A 26,684-nucleotide genomic window follows, 5' to 3' on the forward strand; every position below is an offset into this window, starting at 1 on the left:
AGGTATGGGTCAATAACTGATGGATGGTGACTGAAAAACAGATCAGGCACATCGTGATGGTTGTCGCCTGCTTTCTTGCCCTCTTTCTTGCAACGACCATCATCCAGATACTGCAAATGACCATCTGGATGACGCTTGAGTCCGTGTTGCTTCTGGTGGTCTTTCTTATCGGGTGGATTCTGCTTTTGATCCAACAGGCCCATGCTCGCGGTCGGCTGGAAGCTGCTCATCTCCAACTAGCAGCCTTTGCGATGCGCATGGAAGAATTGACCCTGGTGAACGAGCGGCAGCGCCTGGCGCGTGAGTTACACGATACGTTGGCACAGGATTTGGTGGGGCTGACCTTGCAACTAGAGCGTATCGATCAACATCTGGAGAAAAAGCGGCATGAGCGCGCTCGCGAACTGGCCCAGCAGGCCATGTCTCGCGCACGGGCAACACTGGCGGAGGCCCGTACCGCCATCGATCATCTGCGTGCCAATGCGCTCGGCCCTCAAGATCTACTCCAGGCGCTACACAAAGAGATCGATCGTTTTAGAGAGACCACATCCATCGCGTGCGTCGCTGACATTGCAGCGCTTGCACAGACACCTTGTGCTCTCTGTGAGCATGTGCTGCGTGCCATCACGGAAGGACTAACCAATGCCGCCCGTCATTCCCAGGCACAACAGGTGCACATTTGCGCTCAGTTCCAAGAGGACTTCCTGATCATTGAAATAAGTGATGACGGGAGAGGCTTTGAGAGCGCTGCCCTCGCCACGCTACAAGGTCACTATGGCCTTCTGGGGTTGCGTGAGCGTGCTCATCTTTGTGGGGGCCACCTGATGATTGAGAGTGCTCCAGGACAAGGAACGGTACTTCGCTTGCACCTTCCCACACAGACAAGAGGAGGAGTTCTCTGATGAGAGAAGAACACCCAACCATTCGGATTGTCGTCGTTGATGACCACCTCATTGTGCGTGAGGGATTACGTTTTATGTTGGAAGAGGCCGATGAGGGATTTGTCCTGGTTGGTGATGCAGAAGATGGTGCCGCCGCCCTCCAGGTGGTGGGCAGAGAACAACCTGATGTGGTCCTGATGGATTTACGGATGCCGGGCATGGATGGATTGGAAACCATCAAACGTATTCGTGCCGACTGGCCACATATTGCCGTTTTGATTTTGACGACCTATAACGAAGATGATCTCATGATACGAGGCTTGCAATTGGGAGCCTGCGGATACTTGCTTAAAGAGACGGATCGAACCACCCTGTTTCGGGCCATCCGTGCCGCAGCGCGCAACGAGATGATGGTCCAGCCAGAGATGATGAGTCGTATTCTTTCGTATGCATCTCATGGTGTCTCTTCACCTTCTCTCTCGGCGATCCCATCTTCCCGCAAAGAAACAGAGCTGACGGAGCGTGAGTTGGAGGTGCTGACAGGTCTTGTGCAGGGGGAACGCAATAAAGAGATTGCCGTGCGACTGGGCGTCGCCGAACGCACGGTACGCGCTCATTTGAGCACTATGTACATGAAGCTCAACGTGGACTCCCGTGCTCAGGCAGTTGCCCATGCTCTTCAGCATGGTCTCGTTCCTCCTCATCCCTTCTAATCTCAGCAGAGAAAACGAAAGCCGTGGGAGATACCTTCCATGCTTTACAAGAGAGAGAGGGGTGTGGAACGAAATGAACGTCTTGCTGTCAGCATAGGTGTGCATCTTTGCGATTAGGGTTTGGGGCATGTGAAAGGGGGATTTACTGCACTATGTCGAGTATCCTGCACCGACATCGACGACCGGAGACGTGCCAAGCAGCAGCTCAAAGAGAGCCAGCGCTATAACCTGGCCCGAAGCTGTCCTATCAACCTCTTTGATCTCCCCTTTGGGCCTGCCGATGTTGATCCCGGTGATGCCTCCGACATGCTCGCGGAATTCTTTGATAACTCGTTACTCACTGGCCTGGCGCTGCTCGTGACCGATGAGGAGACTCTCCTTACCAGGAGCGAGGAAGCCTACTTGACTACCGTGGCGCGGGCAACCTATGCCGAGAAAGGCATTACCAGGGAAGCCATACGAGCACATGCTGAAACGACGCTTTTGCCTGCACCAACCCTGGCTGACTTCATTGAACGGCTGCACACCATCCCGGCCTCATCAGAGAGTATGCGGTGCTCACTGCTAGAACGCTTCGAAAAAGCCGCCTATCTCTTTCAGGCCGGGCAGACCAGTGTCTCGCTGGAAAAGCCACTCACCATTTTCTCGATCAAAGAGGTGCATCCCAAATGGTATGCACTCATGACCTACGTGGTTCAGAACTTCCTGACACGCCATCGCGCGCTCCGCCAGAATGAGCGGTACCTCGCCTACGTTGTCGAGGAGACGTCCTACCTGTTAAAGCACCCGGCGGGGAGGAGCTATCTCGAAAGTGGCAGTCGAGGCTTTCGAAAGCTCGGCATTGCCCAGATCACCTTGAGTCAGCATCCCCGTGATTTCCTAGAGGCAGGGCAGGTCGTCCTCTCCAATGCAGGGACCGTCTTTTATCTTGGGATGCAGCGGACCGCCGTCGAGAAGTTGCACCTCCCCGAGGAGTTAGAGCGCATCCTGATCGAGAGCGTACCCGGCCAGTGTGTGTTACGCATTGGCAACGAATATGCGCCCCTCACGGTGTGGTCCAATCCCGTCTATAAAGCCATTTTCACCACAGACCCAGTCGAGCGCCGCGAGATCAGACGCAAGGAGCAGGAGCGCCAGCAGAAGCAGCGTGCAGCGGTTTCCTGAGCACAGAAGCACGGATCACGACATCAAAAGGAAACACATAAAAGGAAGTGAGAGAACGCATGGGGCCAACAGGAGCAACCTCCCGTTCCACAACGAACACAATATCAGGTCACAGACATCAACCGATAGAGAGATCGTTGCCCTGCCGCTGGGTGCTGAATACCTCATGCTGATCACGCCCAGCGACGAGGGAGAGCGAGAGGCCTCGGCTATGGAAAACTTCTTTCAGGCCTGTGCCTTGGACGAGGCATTTGGATTAGAACTCGTCGGCACACGAAGGGAGCAGGGCTTTGTCTTGCGCGTCCTCGGCGGAACAATTCCTCTTGCTCAGCAAACAATTCGCGGCCCAGTATCCCCAGGCCGAACTCTCGCGGATCGCGCCCATAGCCGATCCGCTCCTCCTCCGTGAAGGGGAGCACGCGGTGATTGGTGAGTTTGCCATGACGCAGAAGCCCTGGATGCCACTCAAGACCTTTAGCGGAAAGGTGCTGCTTGAGCCTGGCGCCGATCCCCTCGCAGGCATTCTTGCAGCGATGGAACCCCTTGGCTCGGGAGAGCGCCTGATTGCGCAACTGGCACTCAGACGCGCCCCCGAGCACTGGATTACACGCTATATCCGTAAATCAGTCGAGCACCCTCTGCAAGGGGAGCGCGATGCCATTCTTCAAGGGACGCGCGTACCCTCAAGCACCAACGAGATGCAAAAAACGCTCGTTTTCGTTGGAGGCCTTTTTGTCAGCCTTCTTGGCTATCGATGGTATCTCGCACAGGCCTGGACGCAGCTCACGCTCCTGCTTGTCATCCCCCTTCTTCTTGGGATTGCCTTTCTCTGGTGGAAGAGAATATACGCGCGCCAGGAGATCTATGATATGCGCCTGGTTACAGAAAAGCTCTCGCGCCAGGCATTCTACACCCGCCTACGCGTTATCGCCATCGGGCAGCAAGCGACCTCAACATAAGCGCAGTTACAACAGCATATCAAACGCCTTGAGGTCGCCTACCGGCAATTTACCCTGTCCTCAGCCAATAGTCTCACCCTCACAAGGATGCGCACGCTCCAAGCTAGACACAAACAGGCCCACAGGCTGCTCTCCGCCGCTAATGCGTTTCCTTACCAGCACCCGTTGCTTCAATTGCTGCATGGAGGCGCGCCAGGGCCCGATATCTGGAACGGGTTGGAGCTTTCGGGAGCGTTCCATCTGCCACAGGCCCTGACAGATCTCCCACTGATACACAGGGTCTCGGTCAAGCATCTGCTGGCTTCCCCAGAGATCGCACGGCAGATTGAGCAGGCACAGGCACCTCTTGCCCCGGCCTTCATTGGGTACTCCAGGCATCGCGGCTACTCGGTTCCCGTCTATCTTCCCTATTCCACCCTCTTCAGCCATAAATTCCTGGTTGCCCGCTCCAGGTATGGAAAGTCCACGCTTATCCAACTCCTGGCCCAGGCCGCCATGCAAGAAGTAAGAGACGGCACGCCCCAGCCAGGCGTATTTGTCATCGACCCACACAAAGACCTGGTCGAGGATCTGCTCCAGCTCATCCCAGCTGACCGGGCACCAACGCGATCAGCGCTGCGCGTGAGGAGGGCGCCATTCACAAACAGCCACGTAAACCGAAAGTGCCGGGCTTACGCGGTCAAAAGCGGTTTCACACCGCCTGAGGGGAACAGATATCTTTTATTCATCAGCCAGATGATAGCATGGAGACCGCAGCGGTGTCAATGGAGACTGGTCACCCCACCCATCCACTCTTCACATCCATGAAAAGGAGATGGGAAGACTCGTTTGGCGAGGTGCGCGTGCTGACAACGCCACATCTCATGGGTATTCTGGCAACGCGGATGGGGGGGCAAGCTCAGAAGTTTCTGAGGAGGCACAGAAGGAAGAGGGAGAGGAGAAATACTCCTCTCCCTCAAAAGCAAGCGACAAGGAAAACCTTTTTCAGTTCTCTTCATTCGAGAGCAATGCAGCCTCTTGTTCACCACCAAGCGTTTGTTTTGTCGCCTGGTGCCTCTGAAGAAGCGGAAGAGCGATCCAGACACAAACAAGGGCGAGGAGTATAATGAGCGAAGCTAAGGCATAGACTTGAAAATGCCCCCACGCTGTGTAGATGAAGCCGCCAACGAGTGGTCCGACAACCCATCCAAGCGATTGCAACGATTGCATCGCTCCACTCACACGACCTTGTTCGCGCCGTCCAACCATTCCAGAGACAAGACCTCGCAGAGCGTTTTCAACAAGGCTACCCGAACCTGCGAAGAGAATGATACCGACAAGCAAGAGAATCGGCGTAGCGAGAAACGCGATAGAACCAAGCACGAGGCAGCTGATGCCGACAAGCACGAAGGCAATGAGACCGAGCCGGACGTTTCCCAGCATTGCGAGGAACCTGCCTACCAACACACCCTGGACTAGAATGTCTACCGCGCCGAGCACGGTGACCACAAGACTGGCCTGCGTGGCATTGAAGCCAAGGCTGTCTTTCATCAAGACGATGATCGTCGTCTGCAACATGCCCACTGGGAAAGCGTACAAGAACCAGGCCAGCAGTAACCAGCGCACGTTTGCCCAACGAAACGCGGACGCCAGTTGTTTCAAGGGGTTCAGTTCATGTACCGAAACGGAGGTGATGCGATGTTCTTTGTCCAAACTCTCTGGTAACAAGAAGTATCCCCAGACAAGGGTAAGCAGGAGAAGGCCAGCCGCAGCAAGAAAGGGAGCGCGATCGTTGATCGTTGCCAACAGTCCACCAAGCACAGGGCCAATGAGAGAACCGATACTTGCCGCAGCACCCAACATGCCAAAGTACTTGCCACGATCCTTTGGTTCCGTGAGATCAGCGACATAGCCAAACAAGACACTGATGTTGCCACCTGTCAATCCATCGATGATGCGTCCGAGGAAGAGCAACCAGAGCGCACCGCCAAGGCCCAGGATGAGATAGCCAAACGCGGAACCAAGGAGACAGATGAAGAGAATGGGGCGTCGCCCAAAACGGTCGGAAAGCACGCCTAAACCTGGCGCGGCGATCAACTGGCAGATCCCATAGGCAGCGGTCAGCCACCCCACGATGACTGCGAGAGTATTCGGATGAGCCAGGTACTGGACCGTGAGAAACGGAACAAGAGGGACAATGATCGTGATACCCATCGTATTCAAAAGGGCGATAACGAGAAGAAGCACAAGAGATGTGCGTCCTACAGACGTGTTTGTAGGACCAACTGATTTGTTCATGGAGATGTTCTACCTTTGCAAAAAATTCTATCCTCCTCCTGTGAAGGAGGAACATGAATCTTTTCAAACAAGTCCCAGCTTTCTCGCGCGGTAGATACGCTGCACACCTGTTTACGAACGGTTTTCACGGAGAAGAAATGGGGAACGGGAGAGCTTCTCTTGCTACTCTCTCTCCTCGTCGTGCGCCGCATGCGGCTCGAACACATTCGTACGACGAGCAAGAACGCTAACAATGAATATTTGTTGGAGGAGTTGTCAGCGCTTCACCCTTGCTTCATCGATATATTTGCTGTGGTATACTTGCTAATTGCTTTTTGAAAAGATGTGCTCACCTTATCACAGGGCGTTTCTGTCTGTCAAGCGTCGTTTCCTCTCTCCACTCAGCATCTTACAATCAACCATTTAATGGCGCTCTCTGTTCAGCTTTTCCTATGGGGAAGACTCAGTCCACATCATCGAGCAGACAAGCAAATCGAAAAATATCTTTTGTCGCTCCTAGATCTCCGTGAGATCAGCCTCTTGTATCGTCAAAGTTGGCCACATCTCCTTGTCATCACCGCCCACAATCGCCTCTCCACCTGGGCACATTTGCTCGCTGAAAGTAGCCTCAAACGCACCACCAGACCGCTCGCAGGTGGTCTGACAACGCTTGAAGCCATGGATGATGGTCTCTATTCAAACATCTGGCAAGATCTGGCGAACCTGGCACTCGCGACCGATCTCGCGCAGATCCCACATATTACCTTCTCCCAGCTCCTACGAGAACCTGCGTCTGAAGAACTTGCAGAAGCCTTCTCACAGCAACGCCATTTTTACCAACTACGCCTGAAAGAGGCAGCGCTTCCACCTCCGCGCACAAAAGAGCGATTGACACGCTATGTTGGCGATTCGCTTCAGGACGAAGCCACACATCTGAACAGAGAGCAGATTTAACTACTCTTCGCCAATAAGAGAAAAACACGTGACAGCGTAAATGGTGCAGGGTTACTCACACTTGCGCTGACAGATCAGGAAAAAAGCGTACTCTCCTTCGTAGCCCACCATCCACTGCTCAACATCTTTACCTTGCACGCGCTCCTACGCCCCGATGCAGAAACGCATGCCATTAAGCCCACTCAGCAAAAAATCACCCATCTTTTCAAACAACAGTTACTCGAAACAAGGCTCTGGTCCACTGAAAAGACCCCACTGGAACGAGAGCGCTACTTACTGACTCCTGTGGCATTAAAATTTATGGCCATTCGCCAGGGAGAACCATTCAGTTATTATTTTGTCCACCCCAGATACCGTATGGGCGACGATGAACAAGTATGGAGACAGTGGGGTGTGGCTGGCCTTGATAGTCAGAAATGGCACACACGTGGCCTCTATACATTTATGCGCCAGCTCCTGAAAAAAACACACGAACGAGGAGAAATTATCTATGAGTGGAAAAGTGCTCATAACTCCGTACGATGGTATATGGATATGTTTTTGCAAGGTGAGGGCCATGCGCGACCAGATGCCGAGTTGATCTTTGCTCCATCCCTCACTGCTCAGCGCACAACGCTGCTTCTCGAATATGACCGCGGTACGACAGGGATATTTGAGTATCATCGTAAATTCAAAGCGTACATTGATTTCCAACTCATCACAGGGAAGACGCTTCCCCTCATTGTCGTAGTAACCCCCACTCAAAGGTCGGCCCAGAAAATACAACAGGTGCTCACGCAACTGGGTAGCTCACTACACGTTGTGGTCCTCTTGGAGCATGAGGTCCTCTCAAAAGGGCTAACACAGGCGTTATAAAGTACTCTATTTTCCGTAACCGTGTTCTTTTGGCGGTAGGATATAATGTGCGATAGGAATAACGTTCTATCGCACATTTAAACTTGCAACAGGTACAACCATCTAGATAACATGGCTCTCCTGGCTCAAGGCGTATCCAGAGAAGCATGCTCATCTGAGCAGGAATTGGTTACTCTTGAAGTATTATGATCCCAACGCTGTAGCCCTGAAGCGTCATAATATCCTCAACCCGCACCTGTTGAGGAGCGCTCTCTCTTATCTTGCTCGTCTCACGAAGTGAGGGAGCCGAGACAGTTGAGAGCGAGGCGCTCTTATAGGGATGGGAAAGTGAGAAATGCAGACGTGCTTCGCCAGAGGAGAAATTGAGAACCACAATTTGCGTCCTCTTTCCTCTGTAAATCGCATAGGCTTGGACCTGAAGCGAAGAGCCCTCTGAAAGCGCAAGCAGGTGGGCGCCATAGGTCAGCGTGGCAAAGAGTGCCATACTGTTGTAGAGCGGCGAGGTTGCCCCGTTCTCCTTGATTGCATTGTAGATGGTACCTATTGACTGCTGGATCGCGACCTCCTGCGCGCCAACGTGCAATGCAGAAAAGAAGAGTCGGCTACACATTTGAAGGCAAGCCCTATGATTACTTGCCTGATGCTGTTGGAATGCTCTCCGATGGAACCTTTTTCATCGCAGAGGCAGGCATGGAGGATGATAAACTGCAAGAGCGTAATCTTGTGAAGGCAGAGGCCGCACGACGCCTGGCGCGCATCCGACGAGGGGTCTTCTGGATGGGGACCGAACGCACGCTCACCCGACAACGCCACTACAATTTGGTGTTCTTGCATGCCAGGCGGAAGACCTTTCCTACCTTTGCTGAGATCGTGCTGGCAGTACAAGAGATCTGGCCCTGGGGAGAGGTTGCGAGCGTCAAGGAGATCGAAAGCCGTCTCGCCGGGCGATGGCCAACGAATCTGGTGGAAGCCGCAATCTGGAAACTGGTGGGAGATAGCCTGGCTGTGGGGCACCTCCTGGTTGATCTGGAGCAACATACGCTTGATCGTCATCTTCCTCTGGCTCTCCTGCCGCCTGATGCGGTCGCACTTTTGCCCCCATCTCTTCCTGATACGCTTCTTGCAGACAGTCCCATGGTCGAGGTGGCTGCCGCTTTGCCAGAACAGAGCACGAGCATGGTCGGTTCAACCGTTGATGCCTCCACTTTGCCAGAGAAACAACGGGAGCAATTTCACCGGAATCTGCGCGCGGTCGAGTTGGTACTTGCTGGAGCCTCTCAAACCAGCGTGGCCAAAGAGGCAGGAATGGCGTGTTCAACGCTTTCCCGTCTGATCCAGCGGACTCGCGAAAAAGGTCAGATCGCCTGTGCGCCTCGGGGGAGTTACCAACGAAAGAGCACCATGCATCCAGCCTTCCAGGAGTGTATCCGGCGGCTGTATCTGTTGCCGACGCGCCTGTCGAAGACCGCCATTCATGAGCATACAGAAATGCAGCAGGTGGCCGCACGCTTGTCGAAGGATTCTGACACCTCGGCCAAATATCCTTCTTACGACCAGGTGCGTCGAGAAATCCTTCGGTTGGAAAGTGAACCGGAGCTGGTGGCCGTGCGCGAACAGGCCAAATCACTTCCTCGCTCACGTTCTTCCCCGAGTCGTTTGTGCTCTCCATTCCGTCTCCAGCGCTGCTCACCCAGGTAGATGAGCACTCACTCGAATTGTACGTGGTCACGCCGGATGGCATAGCTGTGACCCAACGAGTCCACGCGGCGGTCCTCGTGTGCGTCAAAACCGCCGCGATTCTCGGAGCTATTCTGTCTCTTGGCACACTCAAGGAGGAGGATTACATGCGCCTGGTCAAGCTCAGCCTGGAAAGGAAAGATTCCCTGGTCGGCTTGACTGGATGCGAGCATTCTTGGCCATGTTTTGGCAAGCCTGCGATTATCTTCCACGACCGGGGCAAAATCTTTACCTCCGAACGCGCCCGGCAGGTTCTGGTGGATCGACTTGGGATTATCACCGAGCAAGCGCCTCCATACGCGCCATCGGCAAAGGGAACGGTCGAGTCTCTCTTTCGGTGGATGACCCAGCGCTTTGAACGACGCTTCCAGGCGATGCTGCGTTCGGCCTTACACAAGCGAAGCTGGCATGTCATCGTCGCAGATCCCGGTTCGGGCAAGACCATGGGCATTCGAGAACTGGTCCAAACGACGGGCTCTCCGGTGATTTTGGCCGTAACGGCCCCGAAAAACGATGACGATGAGCAGGCTCTGGGCGATCAACTGTTTGACGCCCTGGGTCTGAAGCTCACGGGACGTTGGCGCACTCGCAAGCCCAAACTCATGGGCCACCTGCACCAGTTTGGAACAAAGTTGCTGGTTGTGGATGATGCGCATGATCTCTCTCTGGAGCATCTGATGTTCATCAAGGAAATCACGGACCAGGGGCGATTACAGTACAACCATCCACTTGGATTATGCTTGGTGGCAGCGGGGCGAGGAAACACGATTCCCTTGAAGGAAATCTTCGATCAGCCAGAGACCATGTGGTTGCAATTTCGCCGCCGCCTCGACAAATTGGAACCTTTCTGCCGCATCGCGGGCCACACGAGCGAGGAAGTGCGTGAGATCCTGGCCGCCCTGGAAACGGTGTACCGTGAACTCTTTCCCCAGCTCAACTTGCGCCGGTGGTCAGGCGCCATTTACACCTGGCTCACGCAGCCGGTTCTTGACCCGACGAACTCCGGTCGAGTCACGATGGATTCCCTGATGAAGCTCGTGATCACGGCTCTCGAATGGTCATTTGAAGCTTCAGAAACCAACGTGCGGGCTGAGGCGCTGGAAAGGGCCGCTGAACTGCTGGTACTGCGCCGCGACACGCTTCGGATCATTGATGGAGCAGGGCCAGTCTCTGACGCCACCGGGCAAGATCAGGCGAGCAGGACCGAGGGAGAAGGCGTCTCAGAACGTGCGAATCCGCCAGAAAACACGGCGCAGGCTCACACATCACCCACGGATACCGAAGACCAGACTTGCTCCACACAATCCGAGCCGACAGCCAGTCACAATGCGCGGATGGACCAAAAGCGCCCTGTCAAATCGCCGAAATGCACGTTCTCCGGGGTAGTTCCCATTGACCTCAAGCGCTTTCTGGACAGCGGCATTGGACGTGTAGAATGCCCCGACTGTGCATGCACACGTACTCTCACACCACAGGGCGGAGTCCTGCAGTTCAAATCTCACGACAAACGCAAAACGATTACTCCCAATACCAGACAACGATGGGTCAGGGGGGGAACGGACTGGAATGTTGTTGGCGGTTAAAGACGGATGGCGGATGCGGCAATCGAGATCGTGAGCGGTTTATTTACCATACCTCCTGGTGAACGTCGTTGGGCAGGAGGTCATGGCCAATACGTGCTTGTGGGCCCAAACGACTCCTTCTCATCTGTTGCAAAGAAGTGAGCCGTCATGGCTGCCCGCGTTGAAAGATGAGCGCCCGACGCGCGTTGCCTTTTTTGAGTACACGCAAGCAGCCGCCCTTTCTGGTGCCAAGTCAGTGCCTATCTCTCTGTCTGATGTCACGTTTTCTCTGCCAGCGCGATAGATGTGCAGAGCGTTTGACAACTACGTGATTTTGGGAGGAAACCCAACGTGTCTAAGCCCCCTTTGGAGCCAGAGATGCTCTTTTTGGAGAGCGAGACTCCCTCGCTCTTTCAGCACTATGGACGTGCCATCTTTGCCTATGTGCGACTGCATGCCCTCTCCTACGAGGAATGCAAGGATATTACCCTGGAAGTCTTTCAGATTGCCTGGACCCGCGATGACCTGAAAGCGATCCAGGAGACGGAACACCTCAAGTGGTTACGCCGGGTGGCTTCGTACAAGATCGCCGACCGACATCGACGTACCAGCCTTCATCCCGAAATCTCTCTGGAGGTAGTAACCCCGCTCGTTTCAGACGAGCAGAGCATGGACCCGGAGTCGATAGTCCTCCAACGGGAAGCCTGTTTGCGTCTGCACCAGATGATTAGGCGCTTGCCCATCCTGCATCAACAACTGTTGCGTCTGCGCTACGGAGATAGGCTCTCTTTTGCCGAGATCGGCCAACTGCTCAACAAAGCAGAAGCGACAGTGCGCAAACAACATGCGCGCATTCTGTCCCGGTTACGATCCCTTTACGATCAACAGAAAGGAGCATGAAGATGACCACCCCTGACGATTTTACGGCCCAGGAGCAGGAAAATCTTTTCCTTATTGAGCACTTACAGAAACTCTATGACACCCAGACTCAGGACGAGCAAGCGCTGCATGCCATTGGAGCACGTCTTGCCTTATCCCCCTGGCCGACCGCGCCAGAAAGTGTTCCAGGACCTGGAAGGAGGAAGGAGCATCAAGCGCCAGGACGAACTTCCTTTCCCCTCTCCTTGCGTCCAAAGGTTGGTTCTCTCAGCTTGTTGGCGGCAACTCTGGTAGTGGTTCTGCTCACGGGTTCATTCGCAGCCATGTCGATGTTCCTCCAACATCACTCCCCGGCCAACGGAACGCCCGCTCACGGATCAGGGACCCCTGCGGCCACGACTCCCTGTACCCAAGCTTATCCAGTGAGCGGAATCATCACGAGAGTGGGGTTCAGCAACGGGACGCTCGGCACTGCGACCACCGTAGGCTTCGCTGATGTCAAGGGAGCGAAAGAGCAGTATCAAGGCTTACTGGGCGAAAACTTCTCTCTTCATTTCTTGAAAGGAATCAAAGTATTTGAGCAGCAGGAGAAAGGATGCCAGTCCGTCTCTTTGACTCGTTTAAAGATCGGGCAACATATTCGGGTCCAGTTTGACGGCAACATTATGCAAAGTGCTCCGCCTCAGATAGTAACGCAGCAATTGATGATTGTCGCCGATAGGGGAGGCGGCTCTTGAGCAACCAATTGAGGACCACCGGATGATCAAACCAATCCTCCTCCCCTGGAGACGTCGTTGGGCAAGAGATCCTGGCCTCTTGCCCCTTTGGTTCACCCTGCTACCAGAGAGGGGAGAAACAACCACAAACAGATCGAAGAAGCCGAGAGAGAGGATGCCGCGAGGGAAACGTACCCTCGCGGTCAACTCCCTACTTCATCGTTCCTGCCACTGAAGAGGTGAATGCTGGATAGCGTTGCTCTTTCCTCTCCAATCTTTCTTTTCTTGACTCAAGGAATTGCCCATAGATATATCCAAGGCTCGCCAGAAGGTATGATTATTTACAACATTCTATGCTGATATTCCAGATGGGGAGCGGTTTCTCCAGGTTCTGGATGGCGAATTTCGACTCTTCGCGCTGATTTTGTCAGTTTCACCTCAAAAGTTGTGCTGGTTTCACCTAATTTACTAACGGGCAGCGGGCAGGCACGCGTGAACAGCCTGAGCGACCGTGTCCCATTCACGCAGGTAGTCTGCCGCACCCCAGTCAGCAGGGCGAAATCCCTGCCCCACATAAATATCTGGCTCATTGCCAATGTGAAAGCCAACCAGGGTCGTGCCGTGCGTCGTTTTCCGTCGAGGGTATGCTGTGCCTTCCAGTAGAGCAAGAGTGAGAGCAAGAGGAAAATGAGTTGAGAATCCTCAATATAGATCCCCTGATTGGTGAAAATGATCCAGGTATCGCTCGCCACCGCGAGTAGTGTGAGGAGCGCAACCCATTTCCCCTGTATCTGCCATACCACGACATAGAGGACGCCGAGCATAATGAGCGAATTAAAGACGCTAAAGAGCCGCCCGGTAAAAAAGCTCTGGTCATGGAATACCCGAACCAGCCACCCAGCAAAAGCAGGTAGAAGGGTGGATGATAGAGGAAGGAGATCGTTGGTTGCCCAAGTGCCGGACGGACCACGGGAAAGCCGTAGCGTAGCACTTCCCCTGCTGCATAGCGATAGATTGGTTTATCGACCTCTATCCCGGTATGCATCGTGGCGATGAGGCGCGCGAGTGTCGCGAGCAAAAGGACGCTCAAGACAGTGATATGCTCCCACGTCAGTGTGGCTGTGCGTGTTTGTTTATAGGAAAGTGTTGTTGTCATCCCTGACTCCTTCTATCGTGCTTGCTGAAGCATATTGGCGAGCTCTGAGGCTCTGTGTTTTCCTTTGAGCCACATATAACAGGTTCCGCCGACCCAGAAGCTGATATGGAGAAGATCAAGAAATGGGAAGATCAGCGCGCGGTAATCCCTGGCTTTGCGTACACTGGCCACAGCAAGGCCTGCCTACACGAGGAATGCGCACACGGCATCCGTAAGCAGACCAACACTCCCAAAGAGATCGAAAAGGCGAGATCGGAGCGACGCAAGCAAGTTCGAGCAGAACTCAGTACGCGAGAAGCCATGGTCAATCAATATGTAGAGATACACCATGCTCCGCCGCCTGCCCCCAAAACGGTGGTGGAACCCGCGTCGGTCGAAGTGCGGCCACGACTCAAGAGGTACATCAATGACTGACCAGAATGGGAAGAATTCTCAAAGCTTTGTGGCGACGAAAAGCTATCGTCGTTTCGGTGAGATGTGCGATGCCTGTCGGCGTGCTCGTGTGGTGGGTCTAAGCTATGGTCCCCCAGGCACAGGCAAAACCGAGTCCGCGAAACAGTACGCGCAATGGAGCCTGTTCAAGCCTTTCCTGCCTGAAACGTTCATTACCTTCACGGGACGGAGCGCCAAAGAAGTGGTCGAGACCGCACGCCAGAATCTCATCATCGGGCCAGATTGAGCGGACCTCTCTTGATGAGGTGTCTCAAAACCGTTCGCAGCCTGTTGAAAAAGTCTCTGATGGATGAGTATATCGTGCAATCGGGCTACTTTTACGCTCAAATTTCGTGTACCAGGGATAAAATGATGAGTTTATTTGGACTTTTTCAACAGGCTGGTTCGCTTTTTGCAACTTCCATTTCTGTTTCAGATAGTATTCTCCGCAACTGGGTATCATTTTGAAAGCAGGTGCCTTCGATGATACCCAGGAAGAACACGTGGCGACGTTTAGATGCCTACAGCCTTTTGCGAAATCGTTGCAAAGAAGGCCAGAATGCTTTGCCCTACCACCTCTGCTTCCTCGACATGCAGATGGTGTCCAGCCCCCTCGATGATCTGGACGGTTGCGTGTGGCAAACGCTTAGCAAGCGTGCGCGTTTCCTGTTGGGGATCTTTGAAATCTGGATCACGCGAGCCCATCAGGAGCAGAGCGGGAGTCTGAACCTCCCCATGGCGAGTATAGGTTGCTCCACTGCTCTCGGAGAACAACTGCCGTAAGGCTCGCAAGCGGCCAGGTTCCTTGAGCATCGACGCCACTTCACGGCGATGCTCCTCAAAATCAGCGGGACGGACTTTGGGATACTGTCATTAATACCATAACTTCGCCGAAAGGAGCGTTAATGCGTCATAAGTCAAAACTGGCGAATATATGTGTCAGCCCCTCAATCAATGACTAGCCTTGCTTCACAGCATTAGGACCTGGTTGCCTCGTCTCTCTGCCTCCTGGTTGGCGACCTCTCTGGCAATGATTCGCGGCAAAAATGGCATGTGTATCCATTTCATTGCCGCTTTGACGCATATACTCGCCTAAATTCGGCGATTTGCGGCTTTCCCAGAGCAGGAATTCGACTCTTTTCGAGGTAGGGCTAGGAATAGCAGGCCGAAGCGCGTTGAACGCGGCGGGTGTGCTGCCTCAGCAGGACTGTGCAAGCACAGCCCCTACGGTCGATTCGTGCATTCGCGCATCATATCGAGCGTTCCAGCCCGGCGATAAAGAGGTTGAGGAGCCAGTGAAAGCTGGCATCTAGGTCATATGACATCTTGAAGCCGCCCGCCATCTCAAGTGAGATGAAGCCCTGTACGATGCTGCGCAGGCTGCGGATGGCGTGAATGGCATCGTGCTCGTTGAGCTTGTATGGCGCAAGTACAGCCTGCGCGATCTCCAACACCTCTCTCGTGAGGGCCTGTATCTCCTCATAGTCGGGATCAGGTGCCAGCGTGAGGGCATAGCGTCCGGGGTCCTGGCGGGCATAGGCTCGATAGACGTCGGCGAAAGCGAAGATCGCTTCCGCGCGCGCCTTGCCGATGGTCGCGCGCATAATAATGTCGCGCAGCTCCTTCGCGCAGTAGAGGGCCAGGTCGCGTTGGAGTCCGGGCAGTCCCGCGACGTGGTTGTAGAGCGAGGGTGTGCGAACACCCAGGCGTTGAGCGAGGCGACCGAGCGAGAGCTGCTCCAGGCCCTCTTCGTCGACCAGCTTCGCCGCCTCTTCCACGACGCGAGCCTTGTCCAATCCCATTCTATGCGCCATGCGGTTGCGCGCCTCCCTCCTTCGCCAGTTCGCGCTCCGTGACGCGAATCGCGCGCTCCATCGCCTCCTGCGGTTGTTTGAGCATACGCCCATGTCCAATGGCGAGCACGGATGGCTGAAGGGCCAGGAGCTTGCGCGCGCTCTCCAACGCCAGCCCTTTATTCCAGGTAGACAGCGCGGGCAGGGGGAAGAGAGGGCGAATCGTTCCCGAAACGGCGACGCCACCTAGCGTCTGCATGGCATCGCCCGCAATCACGGCGCGATCCCTGGTATCAAAGAAAGCGGCGTGGCCCGGCGTGGCAATGACTTCCAGCGAACCAAAGCGGTCGCCCTCGCGCAAGAGAACAGTGGGTTTGGTCTGGCAGCCGGGATAGCCGCCACGCAGCTTTGTCTGCGGCTCCAAGGGGTCGAGACTCATGTCGCCGGAGAGGAAGCGCGTGTCTCGCTCGCTGATAGCCACGGGCACATCAGGCAGGGCCTCGTGCAATGCGTCCAGTGAACCGATATGGTCAGCATGGGCATGGGTCAGAGCGATACGCGCGATTGGAAGGCCGAGCTTGCGCGCTTTCTGCATGATCGCCTGCGCCTGCCCGCCCACGATGGCATCAATCAGGGTAAAGCCGTCGTCCTCGCGTACGAGATAGCAGTTCATCATGCCCATGTAGGTCAACTGGTAGAGGTTGTCGCTATAAGCCGTTACTTTCATGATCCTTCATAATCCTTTCGCTAATCATATTTATGTTTGAATTAACATTAGAGGCCTATTTGCTAATCATATTAGCATAGCAAACTAATATAATTAGTTTGTCAAGAGGAACCTGCCTCTTTGCCTTCCCAATCGAGCGTGATGAGTGATCCTAGCTCTACCTCTTTTCCGCAATGAGAAAATTTGGCAAGGTTATGAGTCGATCTGTGTTTTGTACGAATTTATGCGTCAGAAAATTCAGTATTGGCTCATCCATTCAAGCTCAAATGGCTGGCGACATTATGGTTCATACACAACTTTGGTGAAGTATGAGCTTATTTTTGAAATCTCCTCGCGGTTTTGAGCGGAAAGAATTGCTTATCAGCATTCTATTGATGTGCTTATCACCAAAGTTGTGTATGAACCACATTATGAGTCAAAACTGGCGAGTTTATGATCTTTCTGACACAGAGGAGGCACACAGATGTTTGATGAGTGCCAGCATATCCGAACCGAGTGCCGCATCAGTGTATGAGGGCCAGTCAACGCTCGATTCTCCTTGCCCCCGCATATCCATCGCGACAACACGGTATCCTGCAGCAACCAGTTGAGGTGTCGGATAACGATATTCGGAGCGCAAATCGCCCCCGGCTGGCATACAAAGTACCAGAGGTCCCTGGCCCTGATCATCAAAACCAATCGTTCCATCGGCGAGTTTCAAGTAGTGCGTTTGCATTGGTATTTCTTTCTTTAGTTCTCTATTGAAGATGACGTAACTTCTCTGCATTGACGATCACATCGATCTCCTGTATGCGTCCTTTCAGCAGTTCACAGGTCACGACCGCATCGACTCTCCCGTAGGCATGTACGATGACCCCGGGTTGCCCGTTGATAGTGGCGAGATTCCAGGACCACTCCGTTTCTCGCGAGATTCTTTTGACAACCGTGAGCAGATAGCGTACCGCCTCGGCAGCCCCATGCAGTGGCATCGGCCAGCGTAGTTCGCCGCCATCGCTGTAGAGCGTCACATCTTCCGCGAGAAGATCCAGCAGTGCTTTCATATCTCCTTGAGAGCTTGCCTGGAGCAAACACTGCAAGAACTGCTCATGCTGCTCCTTAGAAACAAGGTAACGAGGCCGTTTTGAGGCCAGATGCTGGCGAGCACGGTAGATGATTTGACGACAGCTATGCTCGCTTTTTCCCACCATCCGAGCAATTTCATCATAGTCGTAGTCAAAGACTTGACGTAGCAAAAAGACTGCTCTTTCTAGCGGCGAGAGTTGTTCAAGCAAACGTAAAAAGGCGATCGAGAGATCCTCGGCACGCTCCGCCTGCTCTTCAAGATCAACCGAAATCATCGGTTCTGGTAGCCAGATGCTCGTCGATGTTTCATGTTTCACGCGTGCCGTACGCATATGATCAAGGCACCAGTTGGTTGCAATCGCACAGAGAAAAGCTCGTGGAGAGTGGATCGCCTGCGTTTCCCCTTTCCTCTCCGTGAGCTCCCAGCGCAGGAAGGTTGCTTGTACACAATCCTCAGCGTCCATTACACTTCCCAGCATGTTATATGCCAGAGAAAATACCAGTGGTTGATAGGTGTGAAACAGTGTTTCTGTATTCATATTGTTTTCTAACATGTCCGTTTCAGAATCAGATGAGCCGCCGTCTGCGCACTCACTAGGCTCGCGTTTGCCAGATGATCAACCATCCCCACCCAATCGCCTGCGACATACAGTTGGTTGTACAAAGGAACGGCTGGCTCTGGCCTCCCGGAAAGACCTTGACGACGGGCCTGAAGCAGATCAGAGGAAACAAGCATATGGGGGAGAAACTGCTGTTCCACCACTGCTTCTCTCCAATCAGGCTGCAATTGATCAAGCCAGGCTTCCATTTCAGCGCGGTTCGCATCGGCATCGCTTTGTTCGTCCGGGGCCAGATATTTGATCAGATGGAGTAACGCTCCTCCTTCTGGAGCAAGCCGAACGTTGGGCGCATGATTAGCATAGAACAGTGGGCGTTCAAGATGCAAGACGGTCAATCGTTCCGGATGGGGTAAACGCTCCAGGGCAAGATCCAGGCAGGCAGCATACAACGGAATGGTTTGCTCAGCGTATGAGCGCAAGATGTGTTGTGGTCCATTAACCACTAACTCAGCGGCTCGCGCAGGCTCGATTGCCAGGACGACTGCCCGTGCCTGCACGGTACGTCCATCGGTCAGGTGGATAAGATGAGCCTCCTGGCCCGTTTCCACGGCTACGACACGGGTTCTGGTGGAGATCCGCGCCCCAGCAGCCTGCGCCTGGGTGGAGAGACCATCAACCAGCGTTTGCCATCCCCCGTCAAGGCGCAAGGCGTCAGGGCGCTTGCCAACGAGGTCCAGGGTAAAGCTTGCATCGAGCAATTGAGGGGCATGGGTATAGGTGGCTAGGCGTGCTCCCGCTTCGACAAACTGTCTAACCACCGGATGGACAACCTGCTGATCGAGCCAATCTTGCAAGCTCATTCCCACGAGAGACTCAGGGCGAAGCGTTGCCAGGCGCATCAGGAGACTCCCAAGTTCCATTCGGCTCTCTTCCTGAAGCAAAGTGGTGGTGCGCAAGCTGACTGGATCAATCGGCAAACGATGAAAGCTACCCTTAGCGTAGGCCTCGTAGCTTTCCCGTTCTGATCGTTTTCCCTGATAAGTCACATCAAGTTCGCGGAGAACTGCTTCACCCGTGCCTGTAAGATAAAGGGCATGGATGCCCTGATTGAAGAAAAAACCGTGATGATCTTTCGTTCTGGCTCGTCCCCCAAGCTGGTTCGCCTTCTCAAAGAGAAGGACTGAACATCCTCCTCGGGCCAGTATGGTAGCAGCGGTGAGGCCTGCCAGGCCTCCCCCAACAACGACTGCATCAAAAGATGGAGAAGATACTTCTTGCATAACTACTTTTCTCTCTTTCTTGTGTCGAAGAAACGTGGCGTTCTCGTCAGCGCATACATAAGACGGGAACCTTTCCCTTTTTGTCACCTCACTTCCCATTGTCCAGTTCGTTTTTTGCAAGAAGATGAGAGTGTTGCTGAAAAAATCGCAAATCGTCTCATATACATCCGTTTAATGAGACATATGCTTCTGCTTTTCTAGAGCTACATCGCACCAGCTCCTTACCCACAAATGCTCCCCTTGACAATTCTCAAAACTCATCTAATAATCAAATTCTCAAAAGGTCAGACGCTTAACGGGAAATCTGAGACAAACGGAGGAGTTTATGAAAATCGGCTATGTACGCGTTTCCAAACACGAGCAAAACGAAGCACTTCAGATTGATGCGTTGAAGGCGGCAGGATGTGAGAAATGGTTTATGGATAAGATTCCAGGATCAAAAGCCGAACGCAAAGGATTGAACGAAGCACTGGCATATGTCCGACCAGGTGACACCTTTATGGTGTGGAAATTGGATCGGGCAGGGCGCTCCTTAAAGCATCTGATCGAACTCCTCAAGAGTCTTCAGGAGCGTGGGATTGAGTTTATGAGTTTGACAGAACAGATTGACACCACCACGCCAGGAGGCAAGCTCATCTTCCATCTCATGGGAGCTCTGGCAGAATTTGAGCGTGATCTCATTCGCGAGCGCACGAATGCAGGGTTAGTGGCAGCCAGAGCGAGAGGGAGAGTTGGTGGACGACCACGAAAGCTCAAAACGAACGGGAAAGTGGAACTGGCTCGACGGATGTTCGCAGACCACAGTCACTCTATTCCAGAAATCTGTACCGCCCTTGGGATCGCCTGTGCTACTTTGTACCGATACGTCAAAGAGCCAACCACCAGCCTCGGATGCATGAAGTGAAAAGAAGATGATCCCTGATCAAGTGAGTTATGCCCTCTCAGGTATTACCTCAGATAATTATCGAAATTACCTTAGATAGTGTTTGAAAGTGGTCATCTCGCCGAGAGGAAGAAGAAAGGGGTTGATGTAACGAGTCGAAGAAGCAGAAAGAAAGTGCAGAAGGCGTATGAAGGTGACACTGGGGAGGAAAGCCTATCCCTCCGATCTGACGGATGAGCAGTGGGAACTGTTGGAACCCCTGATCCCTCAACCATCCCTGCAGGGCCGCAAGCCGTTTGTCTCGCGACGCGAGGTCGTCAATGCAATTTTGTACGTTTTGCGCAGTGGATGTCCCTGGCGCATGCTGCCCCATGAATTTCCCGCGTGGCAAAGCGTCTATTACAATTTTCACCGCTGGGAGCGCGAAGGCGTTTGGGATCGTATTCTGCAAACCCTACGCATGCGGATGCGCACCAGGCAAGGCCGAGAGGAAGAGCCAAGTGCGGCGATCATCGACAGTCAATCCATCAAAACGAGTGCGGTTCGGGGTCCTGAAAAGGGCTACGACGTCGGAAAAAAAAACGTGGGGCCGCAAGCGTCATGCATTCGTCGATACGCAGGGCAATCTGTTGGCTGTGAAGGTGACAGGAGCCCAGGCCTCTGATCACCAGGGCGGCACTGCCCTGCTCGAGCCACTCAAGAATGCGCTTCCCCGTCTGCAGCTCATTTGGGGCGATAGTCATTACGGCGGAACCTTTCTGACCTGGGTGAAAGAAACGCTGGGCTGGACGATTGAGACCATCCATGCAGTCACGCTCCCCAAACGAGGCCTGCTCGTGCCCGAAGGGGAGGAGGTGGACTGGGACGCATTGTTTCCCACAGGCTTGCGGCCTCAGCCCAAGCGATGGATCATTGAGCGCAGTTTCTCCTGGATCGTGCGCTGGAGGAGGCTTTGCCGCGATCACGAGGGGCTCCCACAGAGCAGTGAGGCCTTTATCAAGCTCTCTGCCAGCTACCGTATGCTCACCACGCTCGTGCCAGCTTTCCCATCGCGACCGTTTTAAAACACTATCTTAGACTGTGTTTTGGAATGCGCGGCGGCAGCCCTGCGTGGCAAGCAGAGCAAGATAGGAGAAGTTTTTGCGCATGTTTGACGGTAGAATGTCTTGCATGCAATGAGGGAGCGTAAGACCTTTGTTTCAAGACGTCCAGGAGAGCAGACGGCTCACGTTGGAAAAAACGCAGTCGTTCTGTTGACGCCAGTATGGTCGGCGAAAGGATTGCTCCTTCCGCCGACCATACTGGCGTCTTCTGTTCTGGGGGAGTTCTGCTTCAGTCTCTCGCGAGAGGGACTGGAGGAGCCTTTCGGCTCCCATGAAATTGGCAAGGAGAACCATTTATGAAATTTCTTCTCACCTCGGGTGGCATTACCAACACCAGTATCCATGACGCGCTGGTTGATCTGCTGGGCAAACCGATCGCCGAGTCCAGCGCCCTCTACATTCCCACCGCGTTGTACGCCAACCCCAATGGTCCGTCCATGGCCGCCCGGCTGATCCGCGGAGAGACCAACACCGCTCCATTCCCTGATGAATTCACCTCTCTGTGCGAATTGGGGTGGAAGTCGTTGGGCGTGCTGGAGCTCACCGCGCTGTCCAGTATCGATGAAGAGCGTTGGCTCCCGCTGGTCCAGGAGACGGACACCCTGCTGGTGGAAGGCGGCGATCCCCTGTATCTGTGCTACTGGATGCGGCAATCCGGACTGGCCAATCTCTTGCCGAAGCTTCCCGAGGCGGTCTACGTGGGGGTGAGCGCCGGGAGCATGGTGATGGCCCCCAGCATCGGGGAGTACTTCGTCGGCTGGAAGCCGCCCACCGATGGCGATAGAACGCTGGGACTGGTTGATTTTGCGATGTTTCCGCACCTGGATAACCCCTCTCTTCTGCCGGGCAATTCCCTGGCCAACGCTGAAAAATGGGCCGCCGGCATGCCGGTTCCGTCGTACTTGATGGACGATCAAACCGCCATACAAGTGGTTGATGGCGTCGTCAACGTCATCTCCGAGGGTCATTGGAAGCAGTCGACGCCCTAATGGGGTGTTTGGGAACGGGTTCGTTCTTGCGCCCCAAACGAGCGAGGAGCAACCGAATCATTGCCACTTGGATCAGTGTTTCACTCGTCTGCACTTTTCGCTCGTAATCCCTACTTATTCTTCTGTTACGAGAAATCCAAATGCATGTTCGCTCCACGACCCATCGACGAGGCACCACGCTGAAACCGCGGGTGCCTGATGGGCGTTCCACGACGCGCCCGTTCCCACTCTCCTGTGGCTTGACACCACTCAGCGAACTCCTGCCCGCGATAGGCCGCATCTGCCCAAATCTTTTTCAGACGCGGCACGAAGAACTTGAGCCCTGCAAGGAGACAACGAGCCCACGCGGGTATTCATGCGTATCGGCAGGGGTTACGTAGATGGAAATGGGGATACCTAGTGTATCCACGAGGAGATGCCGTTTTCTCCCTTTGATGTGTTTGTGGGCATCGTAGCCACAGATCCCAGACGACTCCTCAACCGTTTTCACGCGGATGGCGAATCCATGCTGGCTGCACTTGGGTCAGGGTGCCTTCCTTGTCGTTCTCGTTCAGCCTGGTGCAACGCCCGCAGCAAAAGCGTCCAGGTCCCTTTGAGGCGCAGGCGCCGGAAGTGATAAAAGACCGTTTGCCATGGCGGAAAAGCCTCGGCGGCGCAGCTCGCGGGGGCCAGGCATGCTTGCGGGAAGGTGGTCGCCAGGGATATATTTGCGCTTTTGCTCCTGGATATCGTCGTCGTTCATGTGCATATACAGCTTGACGGTCGCCATATCGTCATGCCCTAAGAGTTCTTGCAGGCTGAAGGGGTCCTTGCCGAGCTTGAGATAGCGAATGGCAAAGGTATGGCGGAAGATGTAAGGGCTGACGCGTTTCCCTGTAATCCCTGCGCGTTTCTTCAAGCGCGCAAACAGGAGGGTGATCCCATTTTTGGTTAACGGGCGTCTCGTCTCTGCAAGAAAGAGATGATCCTCTCCGAGGCTGCCCCACTCAGTGAGTTCCTCCTCATTAGGGCGATGGCGGTCGACATAGTAGAAGAGGTTGCGCAGGCAGTTTTGTCCCAGGGCTATCCGTCGCTCTTTCGCGCCCTTCCCTTTGACGGTCATAATGCCATGCTTACGATCAACGTCGCCCAGACGCAAATTGGTCAGTTCAGAGACACGAATACCAGTATCGTAGAAAAGCCAGAGAATCGCGCAGTTACGCACCGTCGCTCGCTCTGCAAAGCGCCCATCTTCATTGGGAGGGATACATGCCAACAGCAGTTTTTCAAATTCCTCGTCGGTAATAGTCTGGATTAAGGGCTTCCCAACTTTTGGAAACACGACCCGGTCAAATGGGCTGGTCGTGAGCAGGTTTTGACGTATAAGCCAGTAGAAAAAGGCACGAGCAGAGCGGGCATAGGTCTGGATAGTTCTCTCACTGCGCACTTTGCCACGCGCCCCCGGCGTCTTGCGCATAAAGACAAACCAGGCGCTGATGTCTGGGGCATCAACATCAGTAATGGAGGCAATGCCTCGTTCCTGTTCAAGGTGCTGGCGCATGAGTCCAAGTGCGGTCTCATGCCACTCAAGTGTCTTGGGGCTATGATTGCCCCCTTCGTGATCATCCAGGTAATCCTGAATCGCACGCTCTAGCGTGACAATAGTTCGCTTTTTCGCCCCGCGCTCCTGATGCCACTCCTTTGTAGGCAAGTGGATGGGAGTTGGCTCTTCTTCAGTAGATGCCTGTGCATCGATTTTGACGCGTTGCGCTCTGGCACGTGCCTGTGTGGTACCCTTGGCACTACGTGAACGAACTTGAGAACGAGAGGATTCTGTAAAAGAGGCTCCTGTTTGTGTAGAACCGATGTGTGTGTTGTCTGTCACCATGAATAGCTTGTCTCCTTCAACGAGATCAATGAGCCAGGTGCGTCAGCCGTTCCTGGCTCTATACTACCTGTCCAGGGTGGGCAGGCGAGAGGGAGGGATAGGGAGTCGGGAGGCAGGGAGTGGGAGGGGAACGTGACAGACCGAGAAGGAGACAGGGTGTTCCATCCTGCGAGGCAGGAGGTTCCCTGCAATGGATCTTGCGACACCCCTTTTCGCGGCAGGATGTCAAGCCCCAAAAGGCAGGATGTTTCGCATACTCCAACCTTGCGACACCCCTTTTCGCAGCAGGGTTTCCCGTGCCAGGCGGCAGGGTGTTGCCCACGTTGAAGGCAGGGGGTTGCACTGCGCGAGGCAGGCTGTCCGCCTTTTTGGAGGCAGGATGTGGTTGGAGGGAGTATGACCCAAAACGACATCGTCCCTGTGCTTCCTCTCGACTGGTCACTTCCTGGTGAAGTGGCCTCTCATCGGCTTGCACAGGGACGATTGATAGACAAAAAGCGGGAGACGAGACTCGAACTCGCGACAGCCTGCTTGAAAAGCAGGATTCCCCAAGCGTCCGCGAAATCCTCCTAAACTGGCGCTAGAAGCCACTTCACAAAAGTAGCTCATCAGTTGTGCGAGGAAGGCAAAAGATGTTGCGTGGTTGTGCACGCGGTATGTTGAGTCATGCGTAAGCCGGTCGGTTGCAACCACCGATCATAGAATTGTGTAATCACACGTGCGGCCTTGCGCACGTGTGAACAAGCACACGCTTCTGCGAACGCCTTCAAGGCCGTTGTTTTGAACCTCACAGAGATGGGTCCATTCCCTCTCAGACACAAAGCAACCCTGGCCGCAGAGCCGCTGGCGTTCAACCGGCTGATGCAAGCGAGTCGGATTACCACACGTCATAGAAAATCATGTGGCAAGCCATTCCTAGACGCAAATCATCACCCCATGCCCGCATCTGCTTAAAGTTCGAATAGTCTATTTTATTCTTGTTAACAGCTTTCTTTCGATCCTTCTTCCGACCTTTCTTCAGCACGACCATGAGCTCAAGCTGCTCAGGATGAGTATTCTCAACCCACGCTCATACTCCTTTTTCACCCTCATCCCATACTCCTACGCTATTTAGCGGACGGAAGCAAGCTTAAAAGGGACGATGGGGCGAAGGTTCTCCTCGATCTCCTGGCGGTGTGGCTCCAGGAAGGGAGGAAGCGCGAGCTGCTCGCCCAGGTGCTCCAGGTCCTCATCAGTCGCAAACCCCGGGCCATCGGTCGCGATCTCAAAGAGCACGCCACCTGGCTCGCGGAAGTAGATCGAGTGAAAGTAGAAACGGTCAATAATCGATGAGATGTTACGGGTGTGCTTGCTAACGGTTTGAAACCACTGCTCTTGTTCCTCATCGTCTGGCGTGCGAAATGCTACATGATGTACACCGCCGATACCGGGTCGTCCGCCACGAGTACCTGGACGCACGTCAAGGTGTACTTGAGCACCGGCGCCACCGGGTCCCGTCTCAAAGACAGAGACCGTGTTGCCCTCCTCGGACTGGTAGCTCTCGCCCTGGCGGAAGCCCAGCGTCTCGGTGAGGAAGGAAGCAGTCGGCTCCAGGTCACGCTCGATCAAGGTCACGGCGTAAAAGCCCTGAATGGCCATCTCAGCAGGGATGGGACTCTGCTTCCAGTAGGTGCTCTGGAGTTGTCCCTGGGCATCCACCAGCTCTAAACATTGCCCCTCGGGATCCTGGAAAGGCAATACCGTGCGTTCATTGCGAACCTGGATGCCCTCATGAGAAACCTTAAAGCTGTCAAAGCGCTGTACCCACCAATCAAGTGCCTCGCGGCTATTGACACCAAGCGCGATGGTAGCGACCGTGCCCGCACCCTCACGGTTAGGACCAGCCGAGGGCCAGTCAAAGAATGTCAGGTCAAAGCCAGGTTTACCAGTTTCATCTCCGTAGAAAAGGTGATAGGCACTAACATCATCCTGATTGACGGTCTTTTTGACGAGACGCATGCCTAAGATGTCCGTATAAAAGGCGACATTGAGCGAGGCATTGCCAGTAATAGCCGTAATATGATGTAAACCACCAAGTTGCATAACGTATTTTCCTTCTTGCTTTGGTGAACTTCTCTATATCTATCTAAAAGGTTTAGCACTAAACCCTAAGCATA

28 protein-coding genes and 1 pseudogene are annotated in these 26,684 nt (G+C 54.1%); 16 read left to right on the plus strand and 13 right to left on the minus strand.

The features are described 5' to 3' along the window. The first annotated feature begins 23 nt into the window (after positions 1–23). The 4 genes from JMJ04_RS33580 (at position 24) to JMJ04_RS33595 (ending at position 3,717) form a co-directional block, all read left to right on the plus strand. Positions 24–902, plus strand: a complete 879-nt coding sequence (locus JMJ04_RS33580) for a sensor histidine kinase (RefSeq protein WP_201374751.1) — start codon at positions 24–26, stop codon at positions 900–902. Further along, complete coding sequence (locus tag JMJ04_RS33585; protein ID WP_201374752.1) at positions 902–1,594, plus strand: response regulator transcription factor; 693 nt, start codon at positions 902–904, stop codon at positions 1,592–1,594. The genes JMJ04_RS33580 and JMJ04_RS33585 overlap by 1 nt, the downstream gene beginning before the upstream one ends. A gap of 129 nt (positions 1,595–1,723) precedes the next feature. Further along, entirely contained in the window at positions 1,724–2,758 is a 1,035-nt protein-coding gene (locus JMJ04_RS33590; protein WP_201374753.1) for a hypothetical protein, read from the plus strand. Positions 2,759–3,048: 290 nt separating this feature from the next. Further along, positions 3,049–3,717: a hypothetical protein gene (locus tag JMJ04_RS33595; protein ID WP_201374754.1), complete on the plus strand. Its 669-nt coding sequence runs from the start codon at positions 3,049–3,051 to the stop codon at positions 3,715–3,717. A gap of 60 nt (positions 3,718–3,777) precedes the next feature. Here the strand turns inward: JMJ04_RS33595 and JMJ04_RS33600 are convergent, their stop codons facing one another. Together JMJ04_RS33600 and JMJ04_RS33605 are read right to left on the minus strand one after the other, a co-directional pair. Continuing rightward, the gene (locus JMJ04_RS33600) at positions 3,778–4,269 is read right to left on the minus strand and encodes a hypothetical protein (protein WP_201374755.1); all 492 of its coding nucleotides are present in this window, start codon (positions 4,267–4,269) and stop codon (positions 3,778–3,780) included. 432 nt (positions 4,270–4,701) lie between these two features. After that, positions 4,702–5,994 (minus strand): MFS transporter, encoded by a 1,293-nt coding sequence (locus tag JMJ04_RS33605; RefSeq protein ID WP_201374756.1) that lies wholly within the window; start codon positions 5,992–5,994, stop codon positions 4,702–4,704. A gap of 486 nt (positions 5,995–6,480) precedes the next feature. On the opposite strand from JMJ04_RS33605, the gene JMJ04_RS33610 reads away from it, so the two are divergent. Together JMJ04_RS33610 and JMJ04_RS33615 are read left to right on the plus strand one after the other, a co-directional pair. Beyond that, positions 6,481–6,927: a hypothetical protein gene (locus JMJ04_RS33610; protein ID WP_201374757.1), complete on the plus strand. Its 447-nt coding sequence runs from the start codon at positions 6,481–6,483 to the stop codon at positions 6,925–6,927. Positions 6,928–6,993: 66 nt separating this feature from the next. Next, positions 6,994–7,782, plus strand: coding sequence for a replication-relaxation family protein (locus JMJ04_RS33615; RefSeq protein WP_201376127.1), 789 nt, complete (start codon positions 6,994–6,996; stop codon positions 7,780–7,782). 169 nt (positions 7,783–7,951) lie between these two features. Here the strand turns inward: JMJ04_RS33615 and JMJ04_RS33620 are convergent, their stop codons facing one another. Continuing rightward, positions 7,952–8,392 carry a hypothetical protein gene (locus JMJ04_RS33620; protein WP_201374758.1) on the minus strand — a complete coding sequence of 147 codons (441 nt, stop codon included), beginning with the start codon at positions 8,390–8,392 and terminating at the stop codon, positions 7,952–7,954. A gap of 23 nt (positions 8,393–8,415) precedes the next feature. Here JMJ04_RS33620 and JMJ04_RS33625 point away from each other — a divergent pair, with 23 nt between their 5' ends. From JMJ04_RS33625 to JMJ04_RS33645, 4 genes are all read left to right on the plus strand, one after another. After that, on the plus strand, positions 8,416–9,480 hold the full coding sequence (locus tag JMJ04_RS33625; RefSeq protein WP_201374759.1) for a hypothetical protein: 1,065 nt from the start codon (positions 8,416–8,418) through the stop codon (positions 9,478–9,480). Next, positions 9,441–11,102 (plus strand): ATP-binding protein, encoded by a 1,662-nt coding sequence (locus tag JMJ04_RS33630; protein WP_236038750.1) that lies wholly within the window; start codon positions 9,441–9,443, stop codon positions 11,100–11,102. The genes JMJ04_RS33625 and JMJ04_RS33630 overlap by 40 nt, the downstream gene beginning before the upstream one ends. Before the next feature lie 330 nt (positions 11,103–11,432). Further along, complete coding sequence (locus JMJ04_RS33640; RefSeq protein ID WP_201374760.1) at positions 11,433–11,981, plus strand: RNA polymerase sigma factor; 549 nt, start codon at positions 11,433–11,435, stop codon at positions 11,979–11,981. A 2-nt stretch (positions 11,982–11,983) separates the two neighbouring features. Next, complete coding sequence (locus tag JMJ04_RS33645; protein ID WP_201374761.1) at positions 11,984–12,697, plus strand: DUF3221 domain-containing protein; 714 nt, start codon at positions 11,984–11,986, stop codon at positions 12,695–12,697. Positions 12,698–13,017: 320 nt separating this feature from the next. Here JMJ04_RS33645 and JMJ04_RS33650 read toward each other — a convergent pair whose 3' ends face one another. Then, entirely contained in the window at positions 13,018–13,500 is a 483-nt protein-coding gene (locus JMJ04_RS33650; RefSeq protein ID WP_201374762.1) for a hypothetical protein, read from the minus strand. A gap of 437 nt (positions 13,501–13,937) precedes the next feature. Between JMJ04_RS33650 and JMJ04_RS33655 the strand changes: the two genes are divergently transcribed. Together JMJ04_RS33655 and JMJ04_RS33660 are read left to right on the plus strand one after the other, a co-directional pair. Continuing rightward, the gene (locus tag JMJ04_RS33655) at positions 13,938–14,246 is read left to right on the plus strand and encodes a hypothetical protein (RefSeq protein WP_201374763.1); all 309 of its coding nucleotides are present in this window, start codon (positions 13,938–13,940) and stop codon (positions 14,244–14,246) included. Further along, on the plus strand, positions 14,239–14,511 hold the full coding sequence (locus JMJ04_RS33660) for a hypothetical protein (RefSeq protein WP_201374764.1): 273 nt from the start codon (positions 14,239–14,241) through the stop codon (positions 14,509–14,511). The genes JMJ04_RS33655 and JMJ04_RS33660 overlap by 8 nt, the downstream gene beginning before the upstream one ends. Before the next feature lie 266 nt (positions 14,512–14,777). On the opposite strand, the gene JMJ04_RS33665 is transcribed toward JMJ04_RS33660, so the two are convergent. From JMJ04_RS33665 to JMJ04_RS33690, 6 genes are all read right to left on the minus strand, one after another. Continuing rightward, complete coding sequence (locus tag JMJ04_RS33665) at positions 14,778–15,077, minus strand: alpha/beta fold hydrolase (protein WP_201374765.1); 300 nt, start codon at positions 15,075–15,077, stop codon at positions 14,778–14,780. A 437-nt stretch (positions 15,078–15,514) separates the two neighbouring features. Then, entirely contained in the window at positions 15,515–16,078 is a 564-nt protein-coding gene (locus JMJ04_RS33670) for a TetR/AcrR family transcriptional regulator (protein ID WP_201374766.1), read from the minus strand. Next, the gene (locus JMJ04_RS33675) at positions 16,068–16,784 is read right to left on the minus strand and encodes an MBL fold metallo-hydrolase (protein ID WP_201374767.1); all 717 of its coding nucleotides are present in this window, start codon (positions 16,782–16,784) and stop codon (positions 16,068–16,070) included. The genes JMJ04_RS33670 and JMJ04_RS33675 overlap by 11 nt, the downstream gene beginning before the upstream one ends. A gap of 430 nt (positions 16,785–17,214) precedes the next feature. Next, positions 17,215–17,499 (minus strand): alpha/beta fold hydrolase, encoded by a 285-nt coding sequence (locus JMJ04_RS33680; RefSeq protein ID WP_201374768.1) that lies wholly within the window; start codon positions 17,497–17,499, stop codon positions 17,215–17,217. A 22-nt stretch (positions 17,500–17,521) separates the two neighbouring features. Continuing rightward, positions 17,522–18,385, minus strand: coding sequence for an RNA polymerase sigma factor SigJ (sigJ, locus tag JMJ04_RS33685; RefSeq protein ID WP_201374769.1), 864 nt, complete (start codon positions 18,383–18,385; stop codon positions 17,522–17,524). 8 nt (positions 18,386–18,393) lie between these two features. Next, on the minus strand, positions 18,394–19,686 hold the full coding sequence (locus tag JMJ04_RS33690; protein WP_201374770.1) for a phytoene desaturase family protein: 1,293 nt from the start codon (positions 19,684–19,686) through the stop codon (positions 18,394–18,396). 325 nt (positions 19,687–20,011) lie between these two features. Between JMJ04_RS33690 and JMJ04_RS33695 the strand changes: the two genes are divergently transcribed. The 4 genes from JMJ04_RS33695 (at position 20,012) to JMJ04_RS33705 (ending at position 22,661) form a co-directional block, all read left to right on the plus strand. Beyond that, a complete protein-coding gene (locus tag JMJ04_RS33695) occupies positions 20,012–20,590 on the plus strand; it encodes a recombinase family protein (RefSeq protein ID WP_201374771.1) in 579 nt (192 codons plus the stop codon). A gap of 166 nt (positions 20,591–20,756) precedes the next feature. Then, complete coding sequence (locus tag JMJ04_RS47360; RefSeq protein WP_201369692.1) at positions 20,757–21,233, plus strand: IS5 family transposase; 477 nt, start codon at positions 20,757–20,759, stop codon at positions 21,231–21,233. After that, entirely contained in the window at positions 21,199–21,633 is a 435-nt protein-coding gene (locus tag JMJ04_RS33700; RefSeq protein WP_236038367.1) for a transposase, read from the plus strand. The genes JMJ04_RS47360 and JMJ04_RS33700 overlap by 35 nt, the downstream gene beginning before the upstream one ends. 335 nt (positions 21,634–21,968) lie before the next feature. Then, entirely contained in the window at positions 21,969–22,661 is a 693-nt protein-coding gene (locus JMJ04_RS33705) for a Type 1 glutamine amidotransferase-like domain-containing protein (RefSeq protein ID WP_201374772.1), read from the plus strand. Here the strand turns inward: JMJ04_RS33705 and JMJ04_RS33710 are convergent. The 3 genes and pseudogenes from JMJ04_RS33710 to JMJ04_RS33720 all read right to left on the minus strand — a co-directional run. After that, positions 22,624–23,303, minus strand: a pseudogene (locus JMJ04_RS33710) (IS5 family transposase); the annotation flags it as partial. The gene JMJ04_RS33705 and the pseudogene JMJ04_RS33710 overlap by 38 nt on opposite strands. Beyond that, the gene (locus JMJ04_RS33715) at positions 23,212–24,528 is read right to left on the minus strand and encodes a tyrosine-type recombinase/integrase (RefSeq protein ID WP_201374773.1); all 1,317 of its coding nucleotides are present in this window, start codon (positions 24,526–24,528) and stop codon (positions 23,212–23,214) included. The pseudogene JMJ04_RS33710 and the gene JMJ04_RS33715, both read right to left, overlap by 92 nt. Positions 24,529–25,638: 1,110 nt before the next feature. After that, positions 25,639–26,610 carry a ring-cleaving dioxygenase gene (locus JMJ04_RS33720; protein WP_201374774.1) on the minus strand — a complete coding sequence of 324 codons (972 nt, stop codon included), beginning with the start codon at positions 26,608–26,610 and terminating at the stop codon, positions 25,639–25,641. Positions 26,611–26,684: the final 74 nt, after the last annotated feature.

It is taken from the genome of Ktedonobacter robiniae (assembly GCF_016587375.1).
Lineage (GTDB): Bacteria > Chloroflexota > Ktedonobacteria > Ktedonobacterales > Ktedonobacteraceae > Ktedonobacter > Ktedonobacter robiniae.